The sequence below is a fragment of the Pimelobacter simplex genome, from assembly GCF_024662235.1.
Classification (GTDB): Bacteria; Actinomycetota; Actinomycetes; order Propionibacteriales; family Nocardioidaceae; genus Nocardioides.
Genome location: NZ_CP096276.1, coordinates 5,174,107 through 5,192,452 on the forward strand (window position 1 = coordinate 5,174,107; position 18,346 = coordinate 5,192,452).

20 protein-coding genes and 1 pseudogene are annotated in these 18,346 nt (G+C 74.1%); 12 read left to right on the plus strand and 9 right to left on the minus strand.

Annotated features, from left to right (window positions below):
• Positions 1-28: 28 nt before the first annotated feature.
• Positions 29-874, plus strand: coding sequence for a helix-turn-helix domain-containing protein (locus M0M48_RS25385; protein WP_257753242.1), 846 nt, complete (start codon positions 29-31; stop codon positions 872-874).
• On the opposite strand, the gene M0M48_RS25390 is transcribed toward M0M48_RS25385, so the two are convergent.
• Genes M0M48_RS25390 through M0M48_RS25400 form a run of 3 tightly spaced genes read right to left on the minus strand, consistent with a single transcriptional unit; the run spans position 846 to position 2,421 of the window.
• Complete coding sequence (locus tag M0M48_RS25390; protein WP_257753243.1) at positions 846-1,325, minus strand: GNAT family N-acetyltransferase; 480 nt, start codon at positions 1,323-1,325, stop codon at positions 846-848. The genes M0M48_RS25385 and M0M48_RS25390 overlap by 29 nt on opposite strands.
• Entirely contained in the window at positions 1,322-1,804 is a 483-nt protein-coding gene (locus M0M48_RS25395; protein WP_215814023.1) for a GNAT family N-acetyltransferase, read from the minus strand. The genes M0M48_RS25390 and M0M48_RS25395 overlap by 4 nt, the downstream gene beginning before the upstream one ends.
• A complete protein-coding gene (locus M0M48_RS25400) occupies positions 1,801-2,421 on the minus strand; it encodes a TetR/AcrR family transcriptional regulator (RefSeq protein ID WP_257753244.1) in 621 nt (206 codons plus the stop codon). Before M0M48_RS25400 ends, M0M48_RS25395 begins: the two co-directional genes overlap by 4 nt.
• A 52-nt stretch (positions 2,422-2,473) precedes the next feature.
• Between M0M48_RS25400 and M0M48_RS25405 the strand changes: the two genes are divergently transcribed.
• The 5 genes from M0M48_RS25405 (at position 2,474) to M0M48_RS25425 (ending at position 6,584) form a co-directional block, all read left to right on the plus strand.
• Positions 2,474-3,538, plus strand: coding sequence for an oxygenase MpaB family protein (locus M0M48_RS25405; protein WP_257753245.1), 1,065 nt, complete (start codon positions 2,474-2,476; stop codon positions 3,536-3,538).
• A gap of 109 nt (positions 3,539-3,647) precedes the next feature.
• Positions 3,648-3,971: a hypothetical protein gene (locus M0M48_RS25410; protein WP_215814020.1), complete on the plus strand. Its 324-nt coding sequence runs from the start codon at positions 3,648-3,650 to the stop codon at positions 3,969-3,971.
• 120 nt (positions 3,972-4,091) lie between these two features.
• A complete protein-coding gene (locus tag M0M48_RS25415) occupies positions 4,092-5,189 on the plus strand; it encodes an ABC transporter permease (protein WP_257753246.1) in 1,098 nt (365 codons plus the stop codon).
• Between the two features lie 67 nt (positions 5,190-5,256).
• Complete coding sequence (locus tag M0M48_RS25420; RefSeq protein ID WP_257753247.1) at positions 5,257-5,967, plus strand: ABC transporter ATP-binding protein; 711 nt, start codon at positions 5,257-5,259, stop codon at positions 5,965-5,967.
• Positions 5,968-5,993: 26 nt separating this feature from the next.
• On the plus strand, positions 5,994-6,584 hold the full coding sequence (locus M0M48_RS25425; protein WP_257753248.1) for a TetR/AcrR family transcriptional regulator: 591 nt from the start codon (positions 5,994-5,996) through the stop codon (positions 6,582-6,584).
• Between the two features lie 12 nt (positions 6,585-6,596).
• On the opposite strand, the gene M0M48_RS25430 is transcribed toward M0M48_RS25425, so the two are convergent.
• Positions 6,597-7,241 (minus strand): pentapeptide repeat-containing protein, encoded by a 645-nt coding sequence (locus tag M0M48_RS25430; protein ID WP_257753249.1) that lies wholly within the window; start codon positions 7,239-7,241, stop codon positions 6,597-6,599.
• 70 nt (positions 7,242-7,311) lie between these two features.
• Here M0M48_RS25430 and M0M48_RS25435 point away from each other — a divergent pair, with 70 nt between their 5' ends.
• Together M0M48_RS25435 and M0M48_RS25440 are read left to right on the plus strand one after the other, a co-directional pair.
• Positions 7,312-7,992, plus strand: a complete 681-nt coding sequence (locus tag M0M48_RS25435; RefSeq protein WP_257753250.1) for a VOC family protein — start codon at positions 7,312-7,314, stop codon at positions 7,990-7,992.
• A gap of 13 nt (positions 7,993-8,005) precedes the next feature.
• Positions 8,006-9,202: an NAD(P)/FAD-dependent oxidoreductase gene (locus tag M0M48_RS25440; RefSeq protein ID WP_257753251.1), complete on the plus strand. Its 1,197-nt coding sequence runs from the start codon at positions 8,006-8,008 to the stop codon at positions 9,200-9,202.
• A gap of 8 nt (positions 9,203-9,210) precedes the next feature.
• On the opposite strand, the gene M0M48_RS25445 is transcribed toward M0M48_RS25440, so the two are convergent.
• From M0M48_RS25445 to M0M48_RS25460, 4 genes are read right to left on the minus strand one after another with little or no spacing between them, the layout of a single operon-like run.
• A complete protein-coding gene (locus tag M0M48_RS25445; protein ID WP_257753252.1) occupies positions 9,211-10,236 on the minus strand; it encodes a thrombospondin type 3 repeat-containing protein in 1,026 nt (341 codons plus the stop codon).
• Positions 10,237-10,265: 29 nt separating this feature from the next.
• Positions 10,266-10,745, minus strand: coding sequence for a nucleoside deaminase (locus tag M0M48_RS25450; RefSeq protein WP_257753253.1), 480 nt, complete (start codon positions 10,743-10,745; stop codon positions 10,266-10,268).
• A 41-nt stretch (positions 10,746-10,786) separates the two neighbouring features.
• A complete protein-coding gene (locus tag M0M48_RS25455; RefSeq protein WP_257753254.1) occupies positions 10,787-11,413 on the minus strand; it encodes a response regulator in 627 nt (208 codons plus the stop codon).
• Positions 11,410-12,639, minus strand: coding sequence for a sensor histidine kinase (locus tag M0M48_RS25460; protein ID WP_257753255.1), 1,230 nt, complete (start codon positions 12,637-12,639; stop codon positions 11,410-11,412). Before M0M48_RS25460 ends, M0M48_RS25455 begins: the two co-directional genes overlap by 4 nt.
• 112 nt (positions 12,640-12,751) lie before the next feature.
• Between M0M48_RS25460 and M0M48_RS25465 the strand changes: the two genes are divergently transcribed.
• Positions 12,752-13,741, plus strand: a complete 990-nt coding sequence (locus M0M48_RS25465) for an SMP-30/gluconolactonase/LRE family protein (RefSeq protein WP_257753256.1) — start codon at positions 12,752-12,754, stop codon at positions 13,739-13,741.
• Positions 13,738-15,003, plus strand: coding sequence for an ankyrin repeat domain-containing protein (locus M0M48_RS25470; protein WP_257753257.1), 1,266 nt, complete (start codon positions 13,738-13,740; stop codon positions 15,001-15,003). The genes M0M48_RS25465 and M0M48_RS25470 overlap by 4 nt, the downstream gene beginning before the upstream one ends.
• A gap of 19 nt (positions 15,004-15,022) precedes the next feature.
• Here the strand turns inward: M0M48_RS25470 and M0M48_RS25475 are convergent, their stop codons facing one another.
• Entirely contained in the window at positions 15,023-15,667 is a 645-nt protein-coding gene (locus M0M48_RS25475) for a TetR/AcrR family transcriptional regulator (protein WP_257753258.1), read from the minus strand.
• 17 nt (positions 15,668-15,684) lie between these two features.
• Between M0M48_RS25475 and M0M48_RS25485 the strand changes: the two are divergent.
• Both M0M48_RS25485 and M0M48_RS25490 read left to right on the plus strand, forming a co-directional pair.
• A pseudogene (locus M0M48_RS25485) lies at positions 15,685-17,234 on the plus strand (APC family permease).
• Entirely contained in the window at positions 17,231-18,331 is a 1,101-nt protein-coding gene (locus M0M48_RS25490) for an alcohol dehydrogenase catalytic domain-containing protein (RefSeq protein WP_215814005.1), read from the plus strand. Before M0M48_RS25485 ends, M0M48_RS25490 begins: the two are co-directional and overlap by 4 nt.
• Positions 18,332-18,346 lie beyond the last annotated feature (15 nt).

Here is an 18,346-nt window from a genome sequence, read left to right on the forward strand (position 1 = left end):
CGACAGCGGTCTTGAAAGAATCCGACACATGCCCCGCTGGACGCCTGACGGCCCGCTCGACCTGACCGAGCCCGCCCAGCTGCGCGACGCGCGGGGGTTCAGCCCGTCGCTGCGGCGCTATGCGCCGCCGCCGGAGCTAGCGGACGTCGTCCGGCGCTTCTGGGTGCCGGTCTGGTCGCTCCCCGACGGCGAGGTGTCGGTCCAGCGGGTGCTGCAGTACCCGGTCTGCCAGGTGGTGCTCGGCTCCACCGGCGGCCAGCTCGTCGGGCCCCACAGCGGCCTGAGCACCCAGGAGCTCGCCGGTCGCGGGTGGGCGGTCGGGGTGATGCTGCAACCCGCGCCGGGACTGGCGCTCGCCGGCGGCCCGGTGGCCGGGCTGACCAACGAGCGGCGCGACCTCGCGACCGTGACCGCGCTCGACGGGGCCGGGCTGCTGGCCGGCGTGCGCGCGGTGCTCGGCGACGACCCGGCCGAGGTGACCCGCCAGCAGGAGGCGTGCGCGCTCGTCGCCGAGGCGCTCGCCGTCCTCGCTCCGGTGGACGCCGAGGGGCGGCTGGTCAACGCCGTCGTCGAGTACGTCGAGGGCGAGCGCGAGGTGCAGCGCGTCGGTCAGGTCTGCGCCAAGTTCGACATCGGCGAGCGCGCGCTCCAGCGCCTGCTGCGCCGCCGGATCGGGCTCTCGCCCAAGTGGCTGATCCAGCGCCGACGGCTGCACGACGCCGCGGACCTGCTCCGCACCGGGGCCCCGGTCGACCTGGCCCGGGTCGCCGCCGAGCTCGGGTACGCCGACCAGGCGCACTTCACCCGCGACTTCCGGGCGGTCACCGGCCTGACGCCGGGGGAGTTCAGCGCGGAGCCTCCGGCACGAGGCTGAGCTCGAGCTGGGGCAGCACCCGCCCCGGGATCGACTCCGACGGCACCGCCCGCACCCGCACCGCCCCGGCCGCGAGGTAGAACGCCTCGGCGTGGGGGTCGGCGTCGATCGTCAGCAGCGTGAACCCGAGTGCGCGGGCCTCGGCGACGAGGTGGCCGAGCAGGGCGCGCCCGACGCCGCGGCCGATCGCGTCGGGGTCGACGAACAGCATGCCGAGCTCACCGGTCGGCGCCGTGCCCTCGAGCGTCCCGAAGCCGGCGACGCGTCCGTCGTCGAGCTCGGCGACGACCGTACGCCGGCCCGCGAGCTCGTCGTCGCGCAGCGTCAGCTCGTCGCGGCAGGCCTCCAGGAACTCCGCGTCGTAGTCCCAGTGCCCCTTGGACCGCAGCGCCAGCGCCGACAGCAGCGCGGCCTCGCCGCTCCGGGCCGGGCGGAGCCGGGGGCCGCTCACCGCAGCTCCCGCAGGTAGCAGAGCATCCGCTCGTCGGTGCCCGGCTCGACGTTGGTGAAGCCGTGCCGCTCGTAGAACCGCCGGGTGTCCACGTCGACCTCGTCGACGTTGATCTGCATCTCGATGGCCCCGCGTCCCTCGACCTCGGCGAGCGCCCGGGTCAGCAGCGCCGTCCCGATGCCGGCGTCGCGCAGGGCGGGGCGGACGTAGAGCTCCTCGAGCTGGGCCAGCGGGCCGTCGCCGTAGGGCGTGGGACGCAGGGTCAGGAAGGCGAACCCGGTCGGCTCGCCGCTCCCGGTGTCCTCGGCGAGCACCACGAGGACGTCGGGGCGCGCGAGCAGGCGGGTGAACCGGTCGCCGAAGTCGGCCGCGCTCGGCGTGGGCGTGTCGAACTCGGTGTTGAAGTCGAACAGCAGCCCGCCCACGACGTACGCGTCGGCGGGGCGGGCGAGCCGGACCGCCGAGGACGACCGGCTCACGGCAGCCACGCCGCGACGAGGGAGCGGGCGACCGCGCCGAGCCGGTCGGCGGTGAACCGGCCCGGGTCGGCGAGCACCAGCCGGCCGAAGTGGTCGAGCAGCGCGAGGATGCCGTGCGCCAGCACCTCGGCGTCGATCGGCTCGCCGGTGTCGGCGAGCACCGCGGTGATGATCTGCTCGATGACCGCCCGGACCCGCTCGCGGTCCTCCTCGATCCGGTCGCGGACGACGTCGGGCACGTCCGCCGGGGAGGCGAGGATCGCGCGCCAGGTGACCGGGTCGGCGAGCACCATCGTGTGCAGCGCCGGCACCGCCCGGTCGATGACCGCCAGCGGGTCGGCGCCGTCGGCGCCGAGGGGGAGCGCGGCGAAGAGCTGGGCCAGGGCCCGCTCCTGCTGGCGGTCGAGCAGGGCGGTGAGCAGCGGGCCGAGGCCGTCGAAGGCGCCGTAGACGACGGGCCGGGTGACGCCGATCTCGCGCGCGATCGCGTCGATGGACACGCCGTCGTACCCGTCGCGGTCGATGAGCGTGAGCGCGGCGTCGAGCAGCTGCTCGCGGCGGACGGCGATCGGTACGCGAGGCGCGTACGGCCGACGTTTGCGGGTCTGCTCGGGCATGACGTCAGCCTAGGGTCTTCCCTTTACTACACATGTGTAGCATTCTAGCCCCATGGCGATCAGCAAGAGCGGCCGCGATGTCACGCCGGCCGAGGACTACGGATTCTTCGGCCCGGACTCGGTGGCCTGGAAGGTCTGGGGCTACCCGACGTCGCTGACCATCGGCTTCAGCCGGGCGGTCGTCGTCGAGGAGCTCGACCCCAACCTCGTCGCGTCCGTGGACCGGACCCAGGACATCTACCGGCGCCCGAAGACCCGCTACGACCGCACCATCCACTACTTCGCGCTCGTCGCCTTCGGTGACAGCCGGGCGACCTCGCGGGCGGCCGACGTCCTGGTCAAGGTGCACAGCAAGGCGATCGGGACCGAGCCCTACGGCGGCGGTCAGTACGACGCCAACGACCCCGACTCCCAGCTCTGGATCCTGGTCACCGGCTGGCACTCGGTGCTCAAGGCCTACGAGATGTACGGCCCCGGCCGGCTCTCCGAGGCCGACGAGGCGCAGTACTGGGCCGAGTGCGCCCGGGCCGCCGAGCTCCAGACCTGCGACCCGGCCGACGTCCCGCGCTCGCGCGCCGAGCTGCACGCGTACTACGAGCGGATGCGCCCGGTCATGTCCGGCTCGCCCATCGCCCGCCGGGCCATGGCCCACCTGATGGACGTCAGCCAGCTCGCCGACGACGTCCCTGCCGTCCTGCGCCCCGCGCGCTGGGTGGTCGGCCGCTTCTTCCGGGCCGGCGTCATCGCCACGCTCCCGCACTGGATGCGCGAGATGGGCGACCTGCACCAGTCCCGGCTCACCGACGCCCTCGCCCGCCCGGTCCTGCGCGCGAGCTTCGTCGCGGTCGCGGCGAGCAAGCGGGTCCAGCTGCGCGTCCTGAGCCTGCTCTCCCCCAGCACGGTCCCGGTGGTCGCGCCGGTCCTGCTCGGCGTGCCACCGGTGACCCCGGAGGTGCTCACGCCGCAGCAGGCCCGCGAGCGCTACGGGTACGACAAGCCCGCCGAGGCGCACCTTGCCTGGCGCGCGAAGCAGCGCGACAAGGTCTTCGGCCGCGGCGAGGCGCCCAGCGACGACGGGCTCGTCGAGTCGGAGCCGGTCCTGGGGCGGCTGGCCTAGGACTCGCGGAGGCCGCGTTCCGACCGGCTCTGGGGGCCGGTCTGGGAGGGTGGCCGGCACCTGCTCCCGCGCCGCGGCACGTGCGGCGCGTCGTACCGAAGGAGAACCTGTGGGCCTCAACCCCGTCGCCGACATCCTCAAGCGCGCCGACAAGGTGCTCAAGAGCGCGGAGACCGCGCTGACCAACGTCGACCGCACGCTCGGCTCGGTCGACGGCACCCTGACCAGCGTCGACGACAAGCTCTCGAACGTCGACCAGCGCATGGTCAACGTCGACCAGACCCTGGTCGAGACCCGCGACGTGCTCGGACAGGTCCAGAACCTGCTCGGCGACCTCAACGACAAGCTCGAGCTGCTCGACCAGGTCCCCGAGCTCAAGGCCACGCTCGACGCCGTGCTCGCGGCGGTCCAGCAGGGGGTCCCCGCGCCCTAGTCGCCGGGTGCCGTCGCGACCGCGCGTCGCGCGGCCGGCCCGCGCGGATCCTTGTTTGACGACACCCTGTCGCTATGATGGCGACATGGTGTCGCTAACAGGAGCAAGGGTGGGGTCCGGGTGTTTCTCGCGCTGAGGGAGCTGCGGGTCGCCCGCGGCCGGTTCGTGCTGGTCGGCGCGGTGATCGCGCTCGTGGCCCTGTTGACCACGCTGCTCTCGGGCCTGGCCAACGGCCTGGTCGACGACGGGATCTCCGGCCTGCGCCGGCTCCCGATGACCCACCTGGCGTTCCAGTCGGGCGCGGACGAGACGTTCAGCCGCTCGACGCTCACCGACGAGGACCTCGCCGCCTGGTCCGGCGTCGACGGGGTCGAGGTCTCCCCGCTCGGGGTGTCCTTCGTCAACGCCCGGACCGCGTCCGGCAGCACGGTCGACATCGCGCTGCTCGGCGTACCGGCGGGGTCGTTCCTCGCGCCCCGGCACGACGCCGAGGCCGCGCTCGAGGGCCGGCCGGGGCTGGTCCTGAGCCACGAGTTCGAGGAGCAGGGGATCGCCGTCGGTGACGAGCTCACCGTGGTCGGCGCCGACGTGCGCCTGCCGGTGCTGGGCTTCACCTACGCCGGCTCCTACGGCCACGTCGACATCGCGTTCACCGGCCTCGACACCTGGCAGGAGCTGCTCTACGGCGACAACGCCCGCGGCCGCTACTCCGCCCTCGCGCTCCGCGGCGATCCCGACACGATCGCCGCCGCCGCGACCCGGATCGACGCCGCCACCGGCACCGAGACGGTCACCAAGGAGCAGGCGTACGCCGGCTCGCCCGGCTATGCGGGCGAGACCCAGACCATGGCGATGATCCGCTGGTTCCTGCTGGTGATCTCCGCGCTCATCGTCGGCGCCTTCTTCGTGGTCTGGACGATGCAGCGCGCCCGCCAGATCGCCGTGCTCAAGGCACTCGGCGCCTCCCGGGCGTACGTCGCCCGCGACGCCCTCGGCCAGCTCAGCGTCGTCCTCGTCGGCGCGACCGTGCTCGGCGGGCTCGTCGCCTTCGCCGTGGGCGGGCTGGTCGCCGGGACCGCCGTACCGTTCCGGCTCGCCCTCGGGCCGGCCCTCGCCGCCCTCGGCCTGCTTGTCGTCACCGGCCTGCTCGGCTGCCTGGCCGGGATCCGCCGCGTGGTCGGCGTCGACCCCGCGATGGCGCTGCGCAGCGCCGACTAGCCGGCCACCGCCGGCCGCCGGTCACCGCCGGTCACCGCCCACCGCAGCCACGATCAGGAGAGTCGCCGTGTCCATCCGTCTCGAGAACATCACCGTCGCCGTCCCCGACGGCACCACCCGCCGCGTGCTCCTCGACCGGCTCGACCTCGAGGTCGGCGCCGGGGAGACCGTCGCCGTCACCGGGGCGTCCGGCTCGGGCAAGTCGACCCTCGTCGCCGTGGCCGGACTGCTCCGGACCCCGGACGAGGGCCGGGTCGTCGTCGCCGGGACCGACGCGACGGCACTGCGGGACCGCGACCGGGTCCGGCTGCGGCGCGACGAGATCGGCATCGTCTACCAGTCGCCGAACCTGCTGCCCGCGCTGACCGCGCGCGAGCAGGTCGAGGTGGTCGCCCACATCGCGGGCAACCTCGACCGCGTCGCGCGCGCCCGGGCGGTCGAGCTGCTCACCCGGGTCGGGCTCGAGGACCGGCTCGACGCGCGTCCGGCCGAGCTGTCCGGCGGGGAGCGGCAGCGGGTCGGGATCGCCCGGGCCCTGATGAACGAGCCGAGCGTCGTCCTGGCCGACGAGCCGACCGCCTCGCTCGACCCCGAGCGGGGCCATGCGGTCCTCGACCTGCTGGTCGCCGAGGCGCGGCGCGTGGGCGCGGCTACGGTGGTCGTCACCCACGACCCCGAGCAGGCCGCGCGTGCCGACCGGCACCTGCACCTCCAGCGCGGCGTGGTCCAGGTGGCCGGCACGGCCGCCGGGGCCGTCGTGGAGCGCTCGACGACCTAGCCCGCCCGACCCCAGGAGCCGACCCGATGCCGCGGATCACCGGAGCGAACATCGCCGAGCACGTGGTCGCGCAGGAGGCGGCCGTGGTCGACGCCGCCCGGCGGCTGTTCGCCGAGCGCGGGGTCGCGGCGGTGTCCCTCGGGGACATCGCGGGCGCGGTGGGGCTGAGCCGGACGTCGCTCTACCGGTACTTCCCGACGAAGGGGCACATCCTCCAGCGCTGGTTCGACCTGGAGATGGACCCGCTCCTCGAGCGCTCCCGGGCGGTCGTCGCCGAGCAGGGACCGACCGTCGCCGCGCTGGAGGCGTGGCTCGACGTCCAGCTCGACTTCGTCACCGACGAGGCGCACATCGCCCTGGTCGACGCCAGCGCGGCCGCGCCGGAGCTCGCGCCCGAGGTGCTCGCCCACTTCGGGCAGCGGCACCGCGAGCTGTACGCGACGCTCGACGACGTCCTGCAGGCCGGCGGCGCGGACCCCGCGACCAGGAGGGTACGGGCGCTGCTGGTCGCCGGGCTGATCCGCTCGTCGGCCGAGCTGGTCGGGCAGGGCGTCCCCCACGCGACCGTACGACGTGAGCTGCACCGCGCCGCCCGCGCGGTCACCGGCCTCGACTGAGCGGGCCTGGGCTCAGAGCTCGAGATCCAAGGGCACCTCCTCCCGGACGTCGATCCCCAGCGTGCGGACCAGGGCGACGGCCTGGTCGAGGTCGACGACGGCGTTGCGGACGATCGTCGTGGTCAGGTCGAAGGTGGACAGCTCGGAGCCGCGCAGGTCGGCCCCGGTGAAGTCGGTCTGGTGCAGCTCGGCGCCCAGCAGGTCGAGGTGGTGCAGGGTCGCCCCGTTGAAGCGCGCACCGGACAGGTCGGCCTCGCGCAGGTCGACCCGGCGGAACGTGGTCTTGCGGAGGTCGGCCGCGGGCAGCCGGACGAACCGCCAGCTGCCGCCGACCGCCTCGAAGGCGCCGAACCGGCAGCGCTCGAACTGGGTGCCGACGAGCTTGCAGCCGTGCAGGCGCGCTCCGAAGAGCGAGGAGCGCACGAACGTGCAGTTGACGAACGCGGAGTCGGTGAACCGGCTGACGTTGAGGTCGCAGTCGCGGAAGGTGCACTGCTCGAAGGTCGCGCCGGTGGCGACGGTCTCGGTCAGGTCGACGTCGAGGAAGGTCACCTGGCGGAAGGTGCGCCCGGAGAGGTCCGCACCGTCCCAGCGCTCGGAGACCACCTCGGTGTCGGTGAGCTCGGTGGGGATGTCGCGGTCGTCGTCGGCGGTCATGGGAACAGTCTGCTCAAGGGTCCGACACAACCCTCGCTCCCGCCTGGTCCCGCGTCGTAGCGTGGGGGCCATGGCCCTCGCGACGTACCAGGACCTGTGCCTCGACGCGACCGATGCGGCGCTCCTCGGGACGTTCTGGGGTGCGGCGCTGGGGCTCGCGGTGGAGCCGCTCGACGACGGCGACGTCCGGCTGACCGGGCCGACGCCGCGGCACACGATCTGGGTCAACACCGTCCCGGAGCCGGTGCTGGTCAAGCAGCGCGTGCACCTCGACGTCCACGCCCACGACGTCGAGGACGTCCTCGCGCTGGGGGCGACGCCGATCGACCTCGACACCTTCCCGTGGAAGGTGCTGCGCGATCCCGAGGGCGGCGAGCTGTGCGTCTTCGAGCGCGCCGACCCACCGGGGCCGGGCGAGCGGCTGCTCGAGGTGGTCGTCGACTGCGCCGATCCGGCGGTGCTGGCGGCGTGGTGGGCCGAGCTGCTCGGCGGGGTGCACCGCGACGACGAGCAGGGCCGCTGGTCCTGGGTGGAGCAGGTGCCGGGGGCGCCGTTCGCGGACCTGGTGTTCGTCCCGGTGCCGGAGCCCAAGACGGTCAAGAACCGGGTTCACCTCGACCTCACCGCCCCGGACGTCGACGCGGTGGTCGAGCACGGCGCCCAGGTGCTGCGCCCGCCCGAGGAGGACGCCCGGTGGACGGTCCTGGCCGACCCGGCGGGCAACGAGTTCTGCGTGTTCGGCCCGACCTGACGAGAGGACGACGATGAACGTGACCGTGATCGGCGCCGGCCTGGCCGCCGCCCATGTCGTGACCGAGCTCCGTGCCCAGGGCTACGAGGGCGATCTCGTGGTGGTGGGTGAGGAGCCGCACGCGCCGTACGAGAGGCCACCGCTGTCCAAGGGTCTGCTGCTCGGCTCGGCCGAGCCGGACTCGGTGTTCGTCCACCCCCGCGACTGGTACGACGAGCACGGGGTCGACCTGCGCGTCGGGACCACCGCGACCGCGATCGACCGCGAGCGCCGGCGGGTGCGCCTCGGGGGCTCCGAGCTGGCCTACGACCGGCTGGTGCTGGCCACCGGCGCCACCCCGCGCCGCCTGGCGATGGCCGACGCGTCGGGTGCCCCGGTGCACTACCTGCGCACGCTCGACGACGCGCTGCGGCTCCGCGACCGGCTGTCCGGCCGGGTCGCCGTCATCGGCGCCGGCTGGATCGGCCTCGAGGTGGCCTCCGCGGCCCGGCAGGCGGGCGCCGAGGTGACCGTCATCGAGTCCGCGGCGCTGCCGCTGCAGCGGGTGCTCGGCGACGAGCTGGCGACCGTCTTCGCCGACCTGCACCGCGAGCACGGCGTCGACCTGCGCCTGGGCGCCGAGGTGACCGCGATCGAGCACGACGGCGGGCGGGCCGTCGTCCACGTGGCCGGCGCCGAGCCGGTCGTCGCGGACCTGCTGCTGGTCGCGATCGGCGTCACGCCCGGCGACGGCCTGGCCGCGAGCGCGGGACTGGCCACCGACCACGGCGTCCTGGTCGACGCCCGGCTGCGCACCGACGACCCCGACGTCCTCGCGATCGGCGACGTCGCCCTCCACGACCACCCCGTGCTCGGCACCCGGATCCGCGTCGAGCACTGGGACACCGCCATCCAGCACGGCAAGCACGCCGCGCGGGTGCTGCTGGGCGACGACGCGCCCTACACGCGGCTGCCGTACTTCTTCACCGACCAGTACGACCTCGGCATGGAGTACGTCGGCCACGTCGACGCCCCGGGCTACGACGAGCTCGTCGTGCGCGGTGACCTCGCCGCCCGCCAGGCCAGCGTGCTGTGGCTGCGCGGCGACCGGGTCCTGGCCGGCCTGCACCTCAACGACTGGGACGCGATCGATCCGCTGCGCGCCGTCGTCGGCGGGCCGGCGAGCGCCGCGGTCCGGGACCCGTCGGTGCCGCTGGCCGACCTGGCCTAGGGCGTGGCTCAGCTGCCGTAGGGCGACAGCGGCGAGCCGGGGGCCCCGCGGACGGTCATGGCGGTGTCGGCGCCGGGCTGGATGCCGTCGGCGTCCGGGTCGGAGCCGACGCTGATGAAGCCCCCGCCGAGCTGGTCGAGGTCGGAGCGGCCGATGGCGTAGAGGTCCAGCTCGGTACCGCCGGCGCTGGTGAGGTCCACGAAGTCCGGCGTGCTGTCCCCGTCGGTGTTGCGGATCGTGTAGGCGAGCACGCCGGACTCGGGCGAGGTCTCCAGGGCGTCGGCCAGGCCGTTGGCGCCGAAGCTGTTGCCGGCGTCGATGATGCCGTCGCCGTCGGTGTCGAGCTGGTCGATCTGCGCCCGCGGGATGCCGGACTCGAACAGGTCGAGGATGCCGTCGTTCTCGGAGTCGAGGTCGCGGTACGACGGCACGCCGTCACCGAGCACGGGCGTGATGAGGAGGTCGCCGTCGATGTCGTCGTCCTCGAACTTGCCGTTGTTGCTGGTGTCCTCGACCGTGTCGGGGATGCCGTCGTTGTCCGTGTCGACGTCGCAGGCGTCGGCCACCCCGTCACCGTCGGTGTCGGCGGTCGGGCTCTTGTCGTTGACCGCGGTGCAGGCGCCGGCCGGGGCGGACGTCGTGGGGTCGGTCGGCGTGGACGTGGGGTCCGTGGGGGTGGCGGTCGCCGTGGCCGTCGCGGTGGCCGTGGCGGTCGGGGCGGTGGTGGGATCCGTCGGACCGGCCGTGGGCGTGGGGTCCGAGCTGTCGGCGGTGCCCGCCACGCTGGGCGGTCCGGACGCTCCGCAGGTGCCGCCCGCCGCGTCGGCCGAGGGCGCCGACGACACGGCGAACCCGAGCCCGCCCAGGCACAGGGCCGCGAGCACCAGCGCCGCGGTCATGCCGCCACGGCGGCCCCGGGCGAGCAGGACGACGCCCGTCACCACGGCGATGACGCCGACCACGACCAGGATCATCGACGGCCCGCCGGCGTTGGGCAGGGCGGTCGGGCACGGTGCGGCAGTCAGGACGTTCACGAGGAAGAGACGCCGCGCCCTCCCGTTGCTTACGCGAGATGGTGCCGCTCGTGCAGCGCGCGCACCCGCTCGGCGAAGGTGTCGACCGGTCCGTCGACCGGGAGCCCGGGCGCGACCTCGGTGATCCGCAGCGCGGTCACGGGTGAGGCGGGGAGCCCGAGGTCGGCGTACCACTGGACGAGCTGGGGGGTCGACGTCGCGAACACGATCCGGCCCAGCCCGGCCCAGGCGTGGGCGGCCGAGCACATCGCGCAGTGCTCGCCGGAGGTGTAGACGGTGAGCGCGGCGCGCTCGTCCGGGGCGACGTTCGCCGCGGCCCACAGCGCGATCGCCAGCTCGGGGTGGCGGGTGCCGTCGCCGCCGCTGACCCGGTTGTGGTCCTCCATCAGCACGCTGCCGTCGGGCGCGACGAGCACCGAGCCGAACGGCTCGTCGCCCATCGCGACGGCGGCCTCGGCCAGCTCGACGCAACGCTCCAGGTGTCGCAGGTCCTCCGCGGACACGGCCATGACGGGTGCCTCCTCAGGCTTCGGTGATCAGGCTTCGGTGATCAGGCTCGGATGATGCGGCGCTCGATCGCGGCCGCGACGGCGCCGGCCCGGGTATCGACCCCGAGCTTGGTGTAGATGTGCGACAGGTGGGACTTCACCGTCGCCTCGGAGACGAACAGCTCGCGTGCCATCTCCTTGTTGCCCAGTCCGCGCGAGAGGAGCTCGAGCACCTCGACCTCGCGCTCGGTGATGGCCGTCGCCCCCGGCGTCGTACGGCGCACGAGCGTCGCGGCGACCGACGGCGCGAGCACCGTCTCGCCCCGGGCCGTGGCGCGGATGCCGGCGAACAGCTCGTCCGGCGGCGCGTCCTTGAGCAGGTAGCCCCGGGCGCCCGCCTCGAGCGCCCGCAGGATGTCGGACTCGGTGTCGTAGGTCGTCAGCACCAGCACCTCCGGCGGGTCGGGCAGCGCCCGTACCGCGGCGGTCACCTCGGCACCACCGGCCTCGCCGGCTCCCAGGCTCAGGTCCATCAGGACGACGTCCGGCCGCTCGGCCGTGACCACGGCCAGCGCCCGCTCCAGGCCGTCGGCCTCGGCGACGACGGACAGGTCCTCCTGGCCGTCGACCAGCGCCCGCAGCCCCGCCCGGACGACGGGGTGGTCGTCGACCAGCACGATCCGGATCATCGCTTCTTCTCCTCCTCCGGCCGCGGCAGGGGGAAGCGGACCGACACGGTCGTCCCCTCGCCCGGCGCGCTCTCGATGTCGGCCTGCCCACCGAGCGCCTCGGCGCGCTCGCGGATGCCGGCCAGTCCCCGGCCGCGCGTGCCGATCGCCCGTACCTGCGCGGGATCGAAGCCCCGACCGTCGTCGCGCACGTCGAGCACCACCTCGTCGAGGAGGTAGGTCAGCGTGAGCGCGACCCGGCCCGCACCGGCGTGCTCGCGCGCGTTGGCCAGCGCCCCGCGGGCGGTGCGGACGATCGCCGCCGCCACCTCGGCCCGGACCACGACGGGCGCGCCGTCGACCCGCACCTCGACCGGTACGCCGCCCGGGTCGGCCTGCTCCGCCGCGGCGCGCAGCGCGTCCGGCAGGGCCGCCGCGGAGGTCGCGAGGTCGGCGGGGGCGAGGTCGCGCACGACCCGTCGTACCTCGTCGAGGCCGTCGCGCGCGGTCGCGGCCGCGGTCCGGACGTGCTCGCGCGCGGTCGCCGGCTGGGCGTCCCACGCCTGCTCGGCGGCCTGCAGCAGCAGGTTGATGCTGGACAGCCCCTGCCCGACCGAGTCGTGGATCTCGCGCGAGAGCCGGGTCCGCTCGGCCAGCGCGCCGGTGCGGTGCTGCTCCTCGGCCAGCTCGGCCTGCGCCTCGACCAGCTGGTCGAGCAGGTCCTGCCGGGCCCGCGACTCCAGGTCGAGCGCCCGGTAGGCGAGCACGGTGACCAGCCCGACCCCGATCGGCCCGGCCACCTGGACCGGGTCGAAGCCGTCGGTGATCCGCTGCCACGCGGCGGTCAGCAGCACCGTCATCAGCACGACGATCCCCACCGCCCACGGGAACGGCAGCACCCGCAGCACCGCGAACGCCACCGGCACCGCGCACCACGCGAACGACGGCGCGACGGCCGTCAACGCCCCCCACAGCACGACCATCCCGCTCACCCACACGGTCGGCCACCAGGCGCGACCGGCCAGCATCCCGCGCGTGGCATAGGCGAGACCGAGCACGAGAGCACCCGCGAGCACGGCGGCTCCGGTCGCGTGGAAGCCGTGCCGCTCGACGTACCGGGTGGCGGAGGTGATCAGCAGCACCACGAGCACCGCCAGCAGCCACCGGTCGAGCCGGGCGGCGGGCGCGAGGATGCCGTGCACCCCGGCGGGACGCCGGACGGAGAGGGGCAGGGACGGCAAGGTCATGGTGCGCCCACCCTAGGGAGGGAGGGTGGGCGGAGGCATCAACCGATTGGCTATCGAGGGCTAGCCGGCTGCCCGACGTCCGGCCCCCGTCCCGGCCCGCAGAGTTGAGGACATGAAGCGAACCCACCTGATCACCAGCACCCTGCTCGCCGCCACGGCGGTCGGCACCTTCGCCGCTCCGGCGCTCGCCCAGGCCGACCACCGGCCCGGCCCGGCCCGCCCGGCGACGTACCTGCTCACCGGCGACGCGGTGAGCGAGGCCAACCCGGCCGGCTCGAAGTTCGAGGGCATCGGCGCCGACGAGCGGCGCGGCCGCTTCTACGTCAGCGAGGTCACGGGTGGTGAGATCCACCGCGGTGTCGTGGGCACGGCGCAGACCCGCGAGTGGCTCAAGGGCGACGGCACCGACGGCCGGTTCACGGCGCGAGGCATCACCGTCGACGCGAAGGGCCGTGTGTACGTCGCCGGCGGTCCCAACGGCATCGGCACCGGGCGTCCGGACCTGTGGGTGTACGACAAGAAGGGCAAGCTGCTCGCGGCGCTGCGGGCGCCGGGCACGGACGTCTTCCTCAACGACGTCGCGATCGGCCCCGACGGGGCGGCGTACTTCACGAACTCGAACGACGCGCAGATCTTCCGCGTGGCCGAGGGCCGGCGTGGCTGGAAGGCCAAGCTGTGGTCCGACGCCAGCGCCAAGATCAGCCGCGAGGCGGGCTTCAACCTCGGTGGCATCGTGCTCACCAAGAACCGCCGCGCCTTCGTGGTCGCGCAGGGCAACACCGGCAAGCTGTGGCGCTTCAACGCCCGCACCGGCAACGCGACGCTGGTGCGGACCGGCTCGGCCGACCTGGTCAACGCCGACGGCCTGGTGCTGCGCGGCAACCGGCTCACCGTGGTGCGCAACTTCAGCAAGATGATCGCCAAGCTCGAGCTCAGCGACAACGGCCGCGTCGCCTCGCTGGTGCGCCAGAAGGCCACCTCGCCCGACCGGGTGCTGACCACCGCGAAGGTGCTCCAGGGCCGGATCCTGTACGTCGACAGCAAGTTCGACGAGCCGGTCGCCTCGGGTCCGTACCAGGTCATCACGGACCCGACCCGATGAGCAGGCGTCGCGCAGCCGTCGCCGTGCTCCCGCTCGCGCTCCTGGTGAGCGCGTGCGGGGGCGGCGATCCGGCCGGGACGCCGGATGCCTCGCCCGACACCGCGGCCGCCGTCGAGCGGACGCCGTCCGTGACCGCGGAGGCGGAGCCGGTGCCGGACCAGGCGGTGCTCGACCGGCGGCTGCGCGACGCGGCCTGGAAGAACGACGTGGCGCAGGCGCGCCGGCTGGTCCGCCAGGGCGCGGACGTCAACGCCAAGGACGACACCGAGCAGTCGGCGTACCTGGTGGCGACGAGCGAGGGCTACCTCGACCTGCTCCGGCTCACCCTGCGCCACGGCGCCAAGGTGAACGACAAGGACAGCTGGAACGGCACCGGCCTGATCCGCGCCGCCGAGCGCGGCCACGGCCTGGTCGTGGGCGAGCTGCTGCGCGCCGGGATCGACCGGGACCACGTCAACCGGATCGGCTACCAGGCGATCCACGAGGCGATCTGGCTGGGGGAGGACACCGCGTCGTACGCGACGACGGTGCGGGTGCTCGCGGCCGGCGGGGTCGCGCTCGACGAGGTGTCGCCCTCCGCGGGGCTGACGCCCCTGCAGATGGCCCGCGAGCGCGGGTACGACGGACTGGAGAGGATCCTGGAGCACGTGACCACCGCAGACCTACCAGCCGGCCAGGAGGCCGCGAACGCCGCGCTTCTGCGCGCCGCCCGGGCCGGGGACGCCGACGGCGTCGCCGTCGCCCTGCGCGCCGGCGCCGACATCGAGACCCGCGACGGCAACGAGCGCACGGCGCTGCTGCTCGCGTCGACGTACGACCGGGTCGCGGTCGCCGAGGTGCTCGTCGCCCTGGGCGCGAGCCCCGACGCGCTCGACGACCGGCACGACACCCCGTGGCTGGTGACCGGCGTGACCGGCAGCGTGCGGATGCTCGAGGCGCTGCTGCCGGCGAACCCGGACCTCACCGTCCGCAACCGGTACGGCGGCCTCTCGCCCATCCCGGCGGGCGAGCGCGGGCACGTCGACTACATCCGCCGGGTCGTGCAGACCGACGTCGACCTCGACCACGTCAACGACCTCGGCTGGACCGCGATGCTCGAGGCGATCGTGCTCGGCAACGGCAACGAGGACTACCAGGAGATCGTCCGGATCCTGCTCGCCGCGGGCGCCGACCCGTCGATCGCCGACCGCGACGGCGTCACGCCGCTGCAGCACGCCGAGCGCCGCGGGTACGACGCGATCGCGGCCCTGCTGCGCGGCTGAGCCGTAAGGCCGCTGAGCCTCAGTCGGCCGGGGCCAGCGCCCCGGCGGGCAGGCCCAGCTCGCCCTCGGCGACCGTGCGGACCATGTCGGCGATCGGCGCGCGCCGGTGCTCGACGCTGGTGTTGACGTAGGCGCTGGTCCCGTCGATCGCGACCAGGATCCGGGTCGCCGCGGCCCAGGCGTCGGTGCTGGTGAAGCGCCCGGAGGCGACGCCCGCCGCGACCACCTGCTCCAGGCGCCGGCACCACAGCAGCTCCTGGGCGACGACGTGCTCGTGCAGCACCGGGCGGTAGCGGGAGAGGTGCCGGGCGTTGAGCCAGAGCCGGCTCACGTTGTCGAACTCGCTGCTCGCGATCAGCCCGAAGAACGACCGGAAGATCGCCACGGCGTCGGCGTCGCCGGCGTCGAGGTCGCGCTCGGGGAGCAGGCCGTCGAGCTCGGCCAGCGTCGCGTGCGCGAACGCCTCGGCGACCAGGTGGTCGGCGGCGGGGAAGTAGTGCCCGACCAGGCCCGGCTGGACGCCCAGCTCGTCGGCGACCCGGCGCAGCGTGACGCACTCCAGGCCCTCGGTGAGACCGACCTGGGCCGCGGTCGCGACGATCTCCTGCCGGCGCTCGGCGGGGGCCTTGCGCACGCGCTTGGCCGCGGCACCTCTTGACGTCATGCGGGCCATGTTATTGAATGCGTGACCAACAACTTATTGGTCGTGCGACCAATAAGAGATCCCCCGGTCAGGAGAGCAAGTTGGACGACGCGCGCACCGATGCCCGCGAGCTGGCGGACTACGGCTACGAGCAGGAGCTCCGGCGGACGCTGTCGGCCTGGGCGGTCTTCGCCATCGGCTTCGCCACCATCTCGCCGGTGGTCGGCATCTACGCCGTCATCCAGCTCGGCTTCGCCTTCTCCGGCCCGGTCTGGATCTGGGCGACCGTCGTCGCCTTCCTCGGCCAGCTCCTCGTCGCCGTGGTCTACGCCGAGCTCGCCTCGCAGTTCCCCGTCACCGGCGGCGTCTACCAGTGGGTACGCCGCCTGGCCGGTCCCGCCTCGGCTGGCTGGTCGGCTGGATCTACCTCTCCGCGGCCGTCGCGTCGCTGACCACGGTCGCCTACCTCGGCGCGACCTGGCTCCACCTGCTCTTCACCGACAGCCCGCTCTCGGCCCGCGGTCACGTGCTCCTCGGCGTCGTCTTCGTCGCCGTCGCACTGGCGATCAACCTGCTCGGCGTCGAGCCGGTCAAGCACTTCCTCAACGCCGGGATCATCGCCGAGGGCGTCGCCTCGATCGCGGTCAGCCTGGTGCTGCTCGTCTTCGTGCACAACAACGGCTTCGGGATCCTCTTCGACACCCTCGGCGCCGAGGCCGCGGTCGGCGGGTCCGCCACGGCCGGCTTCCTCGCCTGCCTCGCGGTCGCCGGCTGGGCGTTCCTCGGGTTCGACGCGACCACGCAGGTCGCCGAGGAGACCGAGAACCCGCGCCGCAACGTCCCGCGGGCGCTGCTGCGCGCGTACCTCTTCGTCGCCTTCACCGTGCTGCTCACCGGCGTCGCGGTCACCCTCGCGCTGAGCAACCCGGAGGACGCGGTGAGCGGCGCGATCGCCGACCCGGTGTTCGCCGCGGTCACCGACGGCATCGGCACGTGGGCCGAGAAGCCGTTCATCGTCGTCGTGCTCATCGCCTTCTTCGCCTGCGCGATCTCGATCCAGACCTACATCGGCCGTGCGGTCTTCGCCTTCGCGCGCGACCGCCAGCTCCCGTTCTCGCCGGTCCTCGCGACCGTCGGGCACCGGCAGATCCCCTACGTCTCGCTGATCGTGACCGCCGTCCTCGCCGCGCTGGGCCTGCTGCTCGGCCTCAACGGCAATGCGGCCGCCACGCTCATCTCGTTCGGCTCGGGCGGCTTCTACTTCGTCTTCCTGGCCGTCGCGCTGACCGCGCTCGTCGCCCGGCTCACCGGCCGCTGGAACCCCGGCGCGGGCCAGGTCCGCCTCGGCCGTCTCGGCCTGGTCGTCAACGTGCTCGCTGTCGTGTGGCTGCTCTTCGAGGCGATCAACATCGCCTGGCCGCGCACCGAGCTCGCGCCCGTCGGCGGCAGCTGGGTCCAGGTCTGGGCGGTGATCCTCGTGTTCTCCGCGCTCTTCCTGATCGGCCTCGCCTACGTGCTGCTCGCCCGCCCCCACACCAAGCTCGCCCCCGTCCCCGCCCCCGCTGCTGACAAGGCCCCCATCCGATGAGCGCCCACCGTGCCCCTGCCGTCGTCCTCGACCCGGAGACCGGGCTCGGCCTGAGCGAGGTCGAGCTCCGCGCCCCGCGGGCCGGCGAGGTCGAGATCGACGTCCGCGCCGCCGGCGTGTGCCACTCGGACCTGCACGTCGTGTCCGGCGACTGGCCGGCGGACCGGCCGCTGGTGCTCGGTCACGAGGCGGCCGGCGTCGTCCGAGCCGTGGGCGAGGGCGTCACCTCCGTCCGGCCCGGCGACCACGTCGTGCTGTCGTGGTTCGCGCCGTGCCGCCGCTGCCGGCGCTGCGCGGCCGGCCAGGCCTGGCTCTGCACGGGGACCAAGGCCGTCGAGAACACGCTGCCCGACGGCTCCACCCCCTTCACGAGCCCGGACGGCGACGAGCGCTGGCCCTACCTCGGCCTCGGCGCGTTCACCGACCGGGTCGTCGTACCGGAGTCGGCGGCGGTCAAGGTGCCCGAGGAGCTGCCCTTCGCCGTCGGCGCGCTGCTCGGCTGCTCGGTCACCACGGGCGTCGGCGCGGTCACCCACACGGCCGGCGTCCGGCCCGGTGAGTCGGCGGTCGTCATCGGTACCGGCGGCGTCGGCCTGTCGGTCGTCATGGGCCTGCGGCTCGCCGGCGCCGACCCGATCGTCGCGGTCGACCTGTCCGCCCAGCGACTCGCCGCGGCGCGCGCCTTCGGGGCCACCCACACGCTCGACGGCCGCGAGGTCGACGTCGCGGCCTGGTGCCAGGAGGAGCTCGGCGGCGTGGACTACGCCTTCGAGGCGATCGGCAGCCCGCGCGTCATCGAGACGCTGCCCGGCATGCTCACCTCGGGCGGCGCCGCGGTGCTCGTCGGGATGGCCGCGCTCGACGCGAGCGGGTCGTTCAACCTCTTCGAGCTGGCCGACCAGGGCAAGCGGATCCTCGGCTGCAACTACGGCTCCAGCGTCGGTGAGATCGACATCCCCATGCTGGCCCGGCTCTACCTCGCCGGTCGGCTCCCGCTCGACGACCTGATCGGCACCACGCGGCCGCTCGCCGAGGCGGCCCTCGCCTTCGACGACCTCCGGGCCGGGACCGGGTTGCGCACCGTCCTCGTGCCCTGAGCCGGCGTGGCACGA